The sequence below is a fragment of the Anaerobacillus sp. QJM3NY_32 genome (genome assembly GCF_056173645.1).
The window spans coordinates 1,882,089-1,894,509 of record NZ_CM149684.1 but is presented as its reverse complement, the minus strand read 5'-3'; the positions used below and the strand labels follow the sequence as shown (position 1 = coordinate 1,894,509).

The following is a 12,421-nucleotide window of genomic DNA, read 5'->3' as shown; positions in this document are numbered from 1 at the left end:
CATAGAGAAAGGATAGACATTCCTGCCTATCCCTTCGTTTCTACTCATCCGCTTGATTTAAATCTGCAAGAAGTCGTTCAATTTTGTTACCATAATCGATCGATTCATCAAATTCAAAATAGATTTCCGGTGTTTTGCGAAGACGAATGCGTTTCCCTATTTCAGAACGAATAAATCCAGTTGCTTTCGCAAGACCATTCAGGGTAGCTTCTTTCTTCTCTTCATCACCAAGGACAGTAATAAATACCGTTGCTTGCTGTAGATCATTCGTAACTTCAACAGCTGTTACTGTAACGAAACCTACGCGCGGGTCTTTAATCTTCCTGCTGATTATATCACCAAGTTCTTTCTTCATCTGTTCACCAACACGATTTGCGCGAACATTACTCATCGTTACACCTCGTTTCTTTCCTAAAGCCACTCATAAGTTGCTCGAGTGAGTTCGATATCAGGACGTGAATCAATCAATGAGACGGCACGCTGGAGCTCACGCTCGCATGCCGTTTTGCTTGAAGCCGTTGTAACAATACCAATAACGGTATGTTGCCATAAATCCTGGCTGTCAAGCTCAGAAACAGAGAGATTATAATGCTTCAGACGGCTTATAACCGACTGAAGCACAGATCTTTTTTCCTTCAAGGATTGCGCATCATAAATGATGCATTCACATTCTACATATCCAATCACTTAGGCTTTACTTCAACCATAATATACGCTTCAATGATGTCGCCTTCTTTAACGTCATTGAATTTTGCAAGCGTAATACCACATTCGTACCCTTTTGCCACTTCTTTCGCGTCGTCTTTGAAGCGTTTCAATGTATCCACTTCACCTTCGAATACGACAATTCCGTCACGGATGACACGAACGCCCGAATTACGAGTGATTTTACCTTCTGTTACGTAAGATCCTGCAATTGTACCTACTTTAGAAACTTTAAACGTTTCACGTACTTCAGCTTGACCAATCACTTTTTCTTCATAAACTGGATCAAGCATTCCTTTCATTGCAGATTCAATCTCTTCAATCGCTGTATAGATCACGCGATGCAAGCGAATTTCTACTTGCTCAGAATCAGCTACTTTCTTCGCATTGGAATCTGGACGTACGTTAAATCCGATAATGATCGCATTAGAAGCAGATGCAAGGATAATATCTGACTCTGTGATCGCACCAACAGCTGTGTGAATAATGTTGATCTTAACACCTTCTACTTCAATCTTCTGAAGTGAGCCAGCAAGTGCTTCAACAGATCCCTGTACGTCAGCTTTCACGATAATGTTGATATCTTTCACATCGCCCTGCTGAATCTTTTCAAATAAATCATCCAAATTCATTTTAGAAGATTCTTTACGCTGAGCTTCAATTTGCTGCTGATTTCGTGCTTCACCAACTTGACGTGCTGTCTTCTCGTCTTCAAATGCTACAAAGCGATCTCCAGCATTTGGTACATCACTTAAACCAGTCACTTCTACAGGAGTAGAAGGTGCAGCTGTTTCAACACGCTTACCAAGATCGTTGACCATAGCACGAACACGGCCAAATGTGTTTCCGACTACAACTGGGTCACCAACTTTAAGCGTTCCTTCTTGAACAAGAAGTGTTGCAACTGGCCCGCGTCCTTTATCTAGCTGTGCTTCAATTACTGTACCTGTAGCAAGCTTATTAGGGTTCGCTTTAAATTCTTCTACTTCAGAAATCAATAGAATCGTTTCAAGAAGATTATCAATTCCTTCACGCTTAATGGCAGAAAGGTTAACGAAAATTGTATCTCCGCCCCATGCTTCAGAAACAAGTTCATACTCTGTTAGTTCCTGCATCACGCGATCAGGATTTGCTCCTTCTTTATCCATCTTATTAACCGCAACGATAATTGGCACTTCCGCTGCCTTCGCATGGTTAATAGCTTCAACCGTTTGTGGCATAACGCCATCGTCAGCTGCAACAACTAGAACCGTGATATCTGTTACTTTTGCACCACGTGCACGCATTGTTGTAAATGCAGCGTGTCCAGGAGTATCAAGGAACGTAATTTTTTTGTTATTTTCTTCGATCTGGTAAGCACCGATGTGCTGCGTAATACCGCCAGCTTCACCCTGCGTTACTTTTGTATCACGGATTCCGTCTAGTAGCGTTGTTTTACCATGGTCAACGTGCCCCATGATTGTAACAACTGCAGGACGTTCAATAAGCTTTCCGTCCTCATCTTCACTAGTGTAATTATCAAGATCCGTTACTTCAAATAGCTCTTCTTCTTCCACTTTTACACCATAATCATCACAGATAAGTTCCATTGTATCTTTATCTAGTTCCTGATTAATGGTTGCCATAACACCAAGACCCATTAACTTCTTGATCAGTTCAGAAGCATCTTTACCTAGCTTTTCAGCAAGCTGTCCAACTGTTAATGAACCAATGAAAGTTACTTTAGAAGGCAGTCTTCTTGGAGCAGCCGTGTTTTTAGGCGGCTGTCCTTTTCCACGGCGGTTTGGACGACGTCCACCGCGACGGTTATTTGGTGCGCTTTTGCTATTCTTTTGATTTGCATTTGCTTTTGGGTTGTTTCGATTGTTTTTATTTTCCATACTGTTTTTGTCGCTTCCCTTTTTGGATTGTTTCGAATCGTTATTAAGCTTATCAATGGCCTGATCATCAATCACAGACATATGATTGTTTACCGTAATATTCATGCTTTTTAACTTTTCGATAACATCCTTACTAGTAGTATTATGTTCTTTTGCATATTCATGAATTCGCATCTTACTCATACGATCACCCCCGAGTTATTGATCGAGCATTGCGTGGAGCTTCTTCGCAAACCCTGCATCAGTAACGGCTATCGTGACTCGTTGAACTTTGCCAATTGCATGTCCAAGCTCATAGCGCCCTGTTACAAAACATACTGGGACTTTATAAGTAGTTGCTTTATCCGTTATTTTCTTTCTTGTGTTATCAGATGCGTCGCTCGCAACTAATACGAGTCTTGCGCTCTTGCGCTGAATTTCCTTCACCACAAGTTCTTCTCCAGACACGACTTTGCCAGCGCGCTGAGCGAGTCCTAACAGTGACTCCCAATTCTTATTCTTCATTTAATTTGACCGCGATTCTGCGAGGTCAGCATAAATATCTTCCGTCACTTCTGCTTTTAGATGAGCCGCTAAAGAATCTCGCTTCTTAGCAAGTACGAAACACTCTTCTTTATTGCAAAGGTATGCGCCCCGTCCATTCTTTTTACCCGTTTGATCGATCGATATAACCCCTTCAGGCGAACGAACGATTCGAACAAGCTCTTTTTTAGGCTTCATTTCTTGACAGGCGACACATTTCCGCATCGGAATTTTACGTTTTTGCACGATGGACACCTCTCCTGATCTTGCTTAATCTAGCTCAGAATCTTCCACGTCATTCTCTTCGAATAGAGGAGCTTCATCAGCACTATAGATGCCAAGCTCTTCCGCTTCAGATTGACTCTTAATATCGATTTTCCATCCAGTCAGCTTCGCAGCAAGACGTGCGTTTTGGCCACGCTTCCCGATTGCAAGTGAAAGCTGATAGTCAGGTACGATAACTTGAGTCATTTTATTTTCTTCGTCTACATTTACTTTAAGTACTTTTGAAGGGCTTAGTGCATTTGCTACGTATGCAACTATGTCTTCAGACCAGCTTACGATATCAATTTTCTCACCTTTAAGCTCATTGACAATCGCTTGTACACGCTGACCACGCTGTCCTACACATGAGCCAACCGGATCAACTTCAGGATCTTCTGCGTGAACCGCAATCTTTGAACGATCCCCGGCTTCTCGAGAAATGGACTTTACTTCAACCGTTCCATCGAATATTTCCGGTACTTCAAGTTCAAATAAACGCTTAAGAAGACCAGGATGAGTTCTCGAAACCATCACCTGTGGCCCTTTGGTTGTTTTTTCAACTTTTGTCACATATACCTTGATACGATCATGGGAATGATACGTTTCGTTCGGCATTTGTTCACCTGCAGGGAGAAGTGCTTCGATACGACCGAGGTCAACATAAATAAAACGATGATCCTGACGCTGAACAATTCCTGTCATGATATCGTCTTCGCGTTCAATAAATTCGCTAAATATGATCCCACGTTCTGCTTCACGGACACGCTGAGTAACAACTTGCTTCGCTGTTTGAGCTGCGATACGACCGAAATTACGAGGCGTTACTTCAATTTCTACGATATCTTCTAATTCATATTGGCGATCAATGTCTTTCGCATCTTCAAGTGAAATCTCAAGACGAGAATCTTCCACTTCTTCTACGACATCTTTTCGAGCGAATACTCGGATCGAACCTGTATCCTGATTAAAGTCAACTCTAACGTTTTGCGCCTGATGGAAGTTTCGCTTATATGCTGAGATAAGCGCTGCTTCAATCGCCTCAACGATAATATCCTTGCTGATGCCCTTTTCTTTTTCAAGAATATTTAGCGCATCTAATAACTCACTACTCTTCATTTTTCATTCTCCCCTTTAATTAAAAAACAACCGCAAGCCTTGCGCTTGCTACTTTTTCATAAGGTAATTCTACCTTTTTAATTCTTGTTTTCACTCGCTGATCAATAACAACCATTTCTCCATCGAAGTCCGAAAGTACACCTTCAAAGCTCTTTTCACCATTAAATGGTTCATAGGTTGTAACATAGACTTGCTTGCCAACTGCCTTCTCAAAGTCCGTACGTTTTTTGAGCGGACGTTCTGCACCAGGTGAAGAAACTTCAAGGAAGTATGGTTGTGTAATTGGATCTTGTTTATCAAGCTGTTCACTTAGCTTTTCGCTAATTATCCCGCACTCCTCAATATCAACGCCTCGAGGAGAATCGATATAGACACGGAGAAACCAATTCTTGCCTTCTTGTGTGAATTCTATATCTACAAGTTCCAAGTTCATTTCATCTACTATTGGTTTTACTAGTTCTTCAGTAACCGTAATCACATTTTCGTTCATTGGTTGTCCTCCTTTCTGATCCTGTACAGCAGGGTCCCAATCGAAAACGAAAGAGTGGGATAGCCCCACTCTTCCGTCGCGTGTGTATTCACTAGTATTTCCACAATTACTATACCATACTCATATAACCAATTCAACAGAGAAGCGAAGGCGCCTCATTAGAATAAGCTAAGTTGATTCGCATCTGGAAGTCCTTCAAGACATCCATGATCATCCAAGTACTCAAGTACAGTCTTTGAAATCTTGCTTCGCTGCTGTAAATCTTCTTTTGATAAAAATTCACCGGCTTCTTTGGAGTTTTCAATATTGATCGCTGCATTCGTCCCTACTCCCGGAAGAGAGTTAAATGGAGGAATGAGCGAATCTCCATCGACTACGAATTCAGCCGCTTTTGATCGATAAAGATCTACTTTCTGCATGCGGAGGCCACGTTCTGACATTTCAAGCGCAATCTCCATCACGGTTAATAGGTTTTTCTCTTTCGGTGAAGCATCAAGTCCCTTTTCATTGATTTCTTCGATTTTTGCGCGAATCGCGTTGGATCCTTTCGCCATCGTATCAATGTCAAAGTCATCGGCTCTTACGGTAAAGTATGCTGCATAGAAAAGAATTGGATGGTGAACTTTGAAGTAAGCGATCCGAACAGCCATTAACACATATGCTGCTGCGTGAGCTTTCGGGAACATATACTTGATCTTCAAGCACGAATCAATGTACCAGTCCGGCACATCATGTTTCTTCATTTCAGCTACCCACTCTTCTTGCAATCCTTTCCCTTTTCGCACAAACTCCATAATTTTAAATGCGAGGGACGGGTCAAGGCCTTTGTAGATCAAATAAACCATAATATCATCACGACAACCAATTACTTCACTAAGGTTACAAGTACCAGCTTGAATCAATTCCTGTGCATTACCTAACCACACATCAGTACCGTGGGAAAGACCTGAAATCTGAACGAGCTCAGAAAATGTACTAGGTTTCGTATCTTCTAGCATTTGACGAACGAATCGTGTTCCGAATTCTGGGATTCCGTAAGTTCCTGTTTTACACATAATTTGATCCTGTGTCACTCCAAGAGATTCCGTTCCACTAAAGAGCTTCATCACTTCAGCGTCATCTGTTGGGATGGTTTTCGGATCAATTCCACTTAAATCTTGAAGCATACGAATAACCGTAGGATCATCGTGCCCAAGTATATCAAGCTTCAACAGATTATCGTGGATCGAATGGAAATCAAAATGGGTTGTTTTCCATGCGGATGTTTTATCATCTGCTGGGAACTGAATAGGTGAAAAATCGTAGATGTCCATATAATCAGGTACTACGATAATACCACCCGGATGCTGCCCAGAGGTACGTTTTACTCCTGTGCACCCCGACACGAGACGATCAATTTCAGCCCCTCGATAGTGAAGGTCATGGTCTCCCATATATCCTTTTACATAACCGTACGCCGTCTTCTCAGCGACTGTACCGATTGTTCCTGCTCGGAATACATTGTCTTCTCCAAACAGTTCCTTCGTATAATTATGGGCACGCGGCTGATATTCCCCGGAGAAGTTCAAATCAATATCGGGTACTTTATCACCTTTAAACCCAAGAAACGTCTCAAACGGTATATCATGTCCGTCTTTTGTAAGAGGTACATCGCAATCTTCGCATGATTTGTCTGGAAGATCGAACCCTGATCCTACAGAACCGTCATCAAAGAACTGTGACTTCTTACAAGATGGACAAACATAATGAGGTGGTAATGGGTTCACTTCAGTAATTTCAGTCATAGTGGCAACAAATGAAGAACCTACAGACCCACGTGAACCAACGAGATAGCCGTCGTTTAGTGACTTCTTAACTAGCTTATGAGAAATCAAGTAGATAACGGCGAATCCATGACCAATAATACTTTTTAGCTCTTTTTCAAGTCTCTCTTCCACTATTGTTGGCAGTTCATCACCATAAATGCTTCGAGCCATGTTATAGCTCATCTCACGCATTTCTTCATCGGCACCTTCAATTCGAGGTGTGAATAGATCATCTTTGATCGGTTTAATGTCATCGATCATGTCGGCTACTTGCTGTGGTTTTTGTACGACAATTTCCTTCGCTTTATCTGCCCCAAGAAAATGGAAGCAATCAAGCATTTCGTTCGTCGTTCTAAAATGAACCTGAGGTAACGTTTGGCGATTTAATGGGTTACCCGCCTGTGCTTTAATAAGAATTTTACGATAAATATGATCCTCTGGCTCGAGATAATGAACGTTACCAGTAGCGACGACTGGCTTATTTAACTTCTCACCAAGCTTAACAATCTTACCAATAATTTCACGCAACGCCATTTCATCTTGAACAAGTTCTTTCTCGATTAAATGCATGTAATTTTGTGGCGGCTGCACTTCCAGATAGTCATAAAACTTCGCGATGTCCTCTACTTCTTCAGGTGACTTTTGCATCATCCCTTCAAAAACTTCACCCTTGTCACAGCCTGAACCGATCAGCAGACCTTCGCGGTATTTCTCAAGCTTAGAACGAGGAATACGTGCAGTTCGGTAGAAATAATCAATGTGAGAAAGGGAAACGAGCTTGAACAAGTTTTTTAAACCTACGTCATTTTGCGCCAATATGATCGTGTGCGATGGACGCGTACGTTGGAAACCAGTTTGCCCCATATTATCATTCAGCATATTATGGTTTGTAATTTCACGCTCAAGTGCATCTTTCACCAATTTCCACAATAAATACCCTGTTGCTTCCGCATCATAAATCGCTCTGTGGTGCTGAGTAAGGTCGATATCAAACTTTTTACAAAGCGTATTTAAGCGATGGTTTCGCATTTCTGGATAGAGAAAACGAGCAAGCTCAAGGGTATCAATTACTGGATTTGTTGCTTCTCCTAACCCAATATTACGTAACCCTACATTCAAGAAGCCCATATCAAAGCTAGCATTGTGAGCAACAAGAATGTCATCTCCCATGAATTCGTGGAAGTCTTTTAAGACGTCTTCAATTTCAGGGGCGTTCATGACCATATCGTCCGTAATCCCCGTTAGTTCAATGGTTGTTGAGGAAAGAGGATGATGCGGATTAGCAAATCGCTCAAACTTATCAACGATTTCTCCATCTTTCAATTTCACTGCTGCTAACTCGATAATTTTATTATAAACAGCCGAAAGTCCGGTTGTTTCCACGTCAAAAACAATGTAAGTACCCGTTTCAAGGTCACGATCAGCTTCATTGTATGCCATCGGTACCCCATCATCCACAAGGTCTGCTTCTAAACCATAGATAACCTTTATACCGTTCTTTTGTCCTGCTGCATATGCATCGGGAAATGACTGTACAACATTATGATCCGTAATGGCGATAGCGGGATGTCCCCATTTAGCTGCTTGTGTAATCAGTTCCCCTGTTGAACTGACGGAGTCCATTTGACTCATTTGCGTGTGAGCATGTAGCTCGATACGCTTTTCATCCTCAGGCGCCTCATCTACTCGTAAATCAGGTTTGATTTCAGTTAAGTCGTTTCCGATCATAACAAGATCGCGTACAAACGTATCATTCTGGATCCCACCGCGTACTTTCACCCAGATTCCTTTTCTTACTGCTTCTAAAATCGGAACATCTTCTTTATCGCGGGAGAACATTTTCACAAGGATTGAATCCGTGTAGTCCGTTATTTTAAACGTTAATAGCGTTCGTCCACTTCTAAGCTCTTTCGTTTCAGCATGGAAGACATAACCTTGAACAGCAATGCGTCGTTCTTCGTCCTGAATAGTTTCGATTGGTACTGGATCTTCTTTGATCTTGTAACCAATGACAAGAGAATCTGGAACGTTTTTACTTGAAGATTTATCTGCCTTTTCTTTTTCGATCAAGGCTTCCATCATTTTAGATTGATCTTCTTGTTGTTTTTGTTCAACAAATTTTTGATAATCCTGTTCAGAAGCCTTAACTTCTACTTCAAGCATGTACTTCGGAAATCCAGCGTGCGTATAACATTCTGACAAAGGACCAGATAGCTTTCGTCTTGCGATTGCAGCTTCCGTTTCATTACGAACCGTTACAATAAGCTTATTTCCACTTATTTTAGGCGTTTGACTTTTCAATACAGCTGTTAGGGATGCCGAATGCTCTTTCATCAGTTCAGCGACATTGTCCCAGTATGCCATTGCTAATTCTTCATTTCCTCCACTATCTGTGGAGATTCCGTAAGTCACTGTAGCGATGTGCTTTAATCCATCTTGCAGACGACTGCGAAATAGTTCATATACATGAAACGGAAGAACGTCTGGAAAATGAAAATCAAAATGCCATTTTCTCGTTTCTTTGTATACAGTTAATTTCGAAATGTACCCATCTCTAAAATAATCAACGAATTTATCAGGAATCGATATTTGTTGAAGGAGCAGTTGGAGACGTTCTTTTCTTATGTTTAAATCCTGGTCCATTCAATTGTTCCTCCTTCTTAAAAATGCGTAAAGGTAACGAAAAAAAAGGTGGAAGGTACCACTGGCACCTATCCACAATTTTAGTTCATTTGTGTTAAAAGCTGCTGGATTGTCTCGTTCAAGTTATCAACTGATACTTCAATTGACTCTCCAGTATCTCTTCGCTTCACTTCCACGATCTCATCGTTTGCTTTCTTACCAACGATTACGCGTAATGGAAGACCGACGAGATCCGCATCTTTAAACTTCACACCTGCACGCTCTTTTCGATCATCGTAAAGAACATCATAACGCTCATTCTGTAGAGATTCATATAGACGATCTGATAGAGCTGTTTGATCAGCATCTTTCACGTTGATTGTAATCAAGTGAACATGAAATGGTGTTACAGCAAGAGGCCATTTCAGCCCATTGTCATCTGCATTTTGCTCAGCGATCGCGGCAAGCGTTCGTGAAACGCCGATCCCATAACAACCCATCATAATAGGCTTAGCTTTCCCGCCTTCATCAAGATAAGAAGCGCCCATTGTTTCACTATATTTTGTTCCTAACTTAAACACCTGGCCAATTTCAATGCCTTCCGCAAAAACAATCGTTCCATTGCCATCTGGAGAAGGATCTCCTTCTTGAATAAAACGAAGGTCTTCATAACTTGTAATGGAAAGGTCTCGATCTGGATTAACATTCTGATAAGCATGTTTACCACTAATTGATCCGTTGACGATGGCTTTAACTGCATTGTCTGCAATAACCTTGCCGTTAAATTCTTTCACATCAACTTCTTCATTCAAGACTTCTACGATGTCCGTTGCGAATAGGTGCTTAACCTTGATGTCATTTAATTCATGATCCCCTCTTACAAGAACAAGAACGGTCTCATCTTCTACCTTGATAAGAGAAGTACGGATATGGCGTTCTAACGAAGCCTCGCCTTCCCCTTTAGTTAAAGGTGCCTCTGGCTCGTCCGATTTCTCATACGCTACATGAACTTCTGCCATTTCAATATTGGCAGCGTAATCTGAAGAATCACTATATGCGATCGTATCTTCCCCAACGCTAGATAATGCCATAAATTCTTCTGTATCTTTACCACCCATTGCACCCGAATCAGCCACAACAGGACGAAAATTCAAGCCCAGGGTACTAAAGATTCGACTATAAGCACTATGCATATTATTGTAGGCTTCATCAAGCTGTTCTTCAGAAGAATGGAAAGAGTAGGCATCTTTCATAATAAACTCTCTTCCTCGAAGCAAACCAAAGCGTGGACGACGCTCATCACGATACTTTGTTTGAATCTGATAAAGAGTCACCGGCAATTGCTTGTATGATTTCAACTCATCGCGAACAAGACTTGTAATTAACTCCTCGTGAGTAGCACCGAGAGCAAAAGGTCTACCGTGGCGATCCTTTAGTCTCATTAGCTCAGGACCGTAAACGTCCCATCGCCCCGTTTCCTGCCATAGCTCAGCAGGTTGAATCGCTGGCATTAATAATTCCTGTGCACCAGTTTCATCAAGCTCTTTTCGAATGACTTCTTCAATTTTCATTAGTACTTTCTTTCCTAATGGTAGGTATGAATAAATACCTGAAGCATTTTGACGTATAAAACCCGCTCTGACAAGGAGCTGATGACTTTTAATTTCGGCATCAGCTGGATTATCTCGAAGGGTTGGATTAAAATATTTAGATTGTTTCATCTACTGCACCTCATTTCATTCTTAAAACGGGTCCCGTGGCTCCTATAGGAAGAAGCGTTGGATATCATTCCATGTCACTACTAGCATGAGTAACATGAGAAACGAAAAGCCAATAAAGTGAACTAAGCTTTCCTTTTGCGGATCAATTGGCTTGCCACGTAACGCTTCCACACCGATGAATAGTAGTCTTCCTCCATCAAGTGCAGGAAGTGGCAATAAGTTAAAAATACCAAGGTTAATACTTAAGAAACCAGCCCATCTCATGAGAACATAGAGCCCTCCAGATGCAGCTTCTTCTGTGTAACTATAAATTCCTACAGGTCCTGAGAAAGCATCGATGGAAAGCTGCCCCGTTACAAGCTGGCCAAGTCCTACGAATATGGCCTTTCCGAATTCATACGTTGATGTAAAACCAAAAACGATAGAGTCTAAGAAATCCACTTGATATTCTGGGGAAACCCCAATACGACCAACAGATTGATTTTCAGAAAGCTCTTGTTTTTCTGGAGTAATGGATAAAGAGACCGATTCACCTTCACGATCTACTTTAAATCCTAGTTGATTATTTGCGTTATCCTGAATAATAGACGTCATCTTATTCCAGCCTGTTATTTCAGTCCCATTAATTTCAGTAATAACATCACCATTCATCATACCGGCTTGCTCAGCTGGACTGCCTTCAACGACTTCGTTAACCTGGCTCGTTGGCGTCCCTTGTAATAAGCCTAGCGTGATGAAAATAACAATCGCAAGTAAAAAGTTCATAACTGGGCCAGCAAAAATGGCCAGGAAACGGTCCCAAAGCGACTTTGAACCGAATTGACGATCAAACGGCGCAATCTGAAACTCAGATCCATCCATCACATAATGAGATGTTTCATCAATTGAGAATACCGTAGCTGGTTCATCTTCGTCTTCGTATCCTTTAATATAAAGCCCACGCTCAAGGTCGGCTTCTTCAACCGTTACTTCTTTTAAATTAGGGTAAGCTGATTTTTGATTGATAACAACCTTTTCAACTTTATTCTGATCATTAAACAGAAGCCCAACACGCTGTCCAGGTTTCAATTCAATCATTTCAGGATCTTCGCCGGCCATTCGAACAAATCCACCGAGCGGCAGAAGTCTGATCGTGTAAACCGTCTCACCTTTCTTGATTGTGAAAATTTTCGGTCCGAAGCCTATGGCGAATTCTCGGCACAAGATTCCTGCACGTTTTGCCAGGAGCAAGTGACCCAATTCATGGAAAAAGACAAGTGCTCCGAATATGATAATGATCGAAATCACAGTATTCAT

At 41.5% G+C, this 12,421-nt stretch carries 10 protein-coding genes; all 10 read right to left on the bottom strand.

The genetic code is table 11. The annotated features are described in order from the left end of the window. Positions 1-40 precede the first annotated feature (40 nt). Positions 41-391, bottom strand: a complete 351-nt coding sequence (rbfA, locus tag AC0VYH_RS10115) for a 30S ribosome-binding factor RbfA (RefSeq protein WP_098443391.1) — start codon at positions 389-391, stop codon at positions 41-43. A gap of 20 nt (positions 392-411) precedes the next feature. Then, positions 412-687 carry a DUF503 domain-containing protein gene (locus tag AC0VYH_RS10110; protein WP_226612841.1) on the bottom strand — a complete coding sequence of 92 codons (276 nt, stop codon included), beginning with the start codon at positions 685-687 and terminating at the stop codon, positions 412-414. After that, positions 684-2,768 (bottom strand): translation initiation factor IF-2, encoded by a 2,085-nt coding sequence (gene infB, locus AC0VYH_RS10105; protein ID WP_475368921.1) that lies wholly within the window; start codon positions 2,766-2,768, stop codon positions 684-686. The genes AC0VYH_RS10110 and infB overlap by 4 nt, the downstream gene beginning before the upstream one ends. Positions 2,769-2,783: 15 nt before the next feature. Beyond that, positions 2,784-3,089 (bottom strand): YlxQ family RNA-binding protein, encoded by a 306-nt coding sequence (locus AC0VYH_RS10100; RefSeq protein WP_194221429.1) that lies wholly within the window; start codon positions 3,087-3,089, stop codon positions 2,784-2,786. Next, a complete protein-coding gene (gene rnpM, locus AC0VYH_RS10095) occupies positions 3,090-3,353 on the bottom strand; it encodes an RNase P modulator RnpM (protein ID WP_475368920.1) in 264 nt (87 codons plus the stop codon). Positions 3,354-3,377: 24 nt separating this feature from the next. Further along, a complete protein-coding gene (nusA, locus tag AC0VYH_RS10090; RefSeq protein WP_475368919.1) occupies positions 3,378-4,487 on the bottom strand; it encodes a transcription termination factor NusA in 1,110 nt (369 codons plus the stop codon). A gap of 19 nt (positions 4,488-4,506) precedes the next feature. Next, positions 4,507-4,977 (bottom strand): ribosome maturation factor RimP, encoded by a 471-nt coding sequence (gene rimP, locus AC0VYH_RS10085; protein ID WP_430242657.1) that lies wholly within the window; start codon positions 4,975-4,977, stop codon positions 4,507-4,509. A 158-nt stretch (positions 4,978-5,135) separates the two neighbouring features. Beyond that, the gene (locus AC0VYH_RS10080) at positions 5,136-9,425 is read right to left on the bottom strand and encodes a PolC-type DNA polymerase III (protein ID WP_194221426.1); all 4,290 of its coding nucleotides are present in this window, start codon (positions 9,423-9,425) and stop codon (positions 5,136-5,138) included. Positions 9,426-9,505: 80 nt separating this feature from the next. Continuing rightward, positions 9,506-11,125 carry a proline--tRNA ligase gene (locus tag AC0VYH_RS10075; RefSeq protein WP_475368918.1) on the bottom strand — a complete coding sequence of 540 codons (1,620 nt, stop codon included), beginning with the start codon at positions 11,123-11,125 and terminating at the stop codon, positions 9,506-9,508. A gap of 42 nt (positions 11,126-11,167) precedes the next feature. Next, on the bottom strand, positions 11,168-12,421 hold the full coding sequence (gene rseP, locus AC0VYH_RS10070; RefSeq protein WP_475368917.1) for an RIP metalloprotease RseP: 1,254 nt from the start codon (positions 12,419-12,421) through the stop codon (positions 11,168-11,170).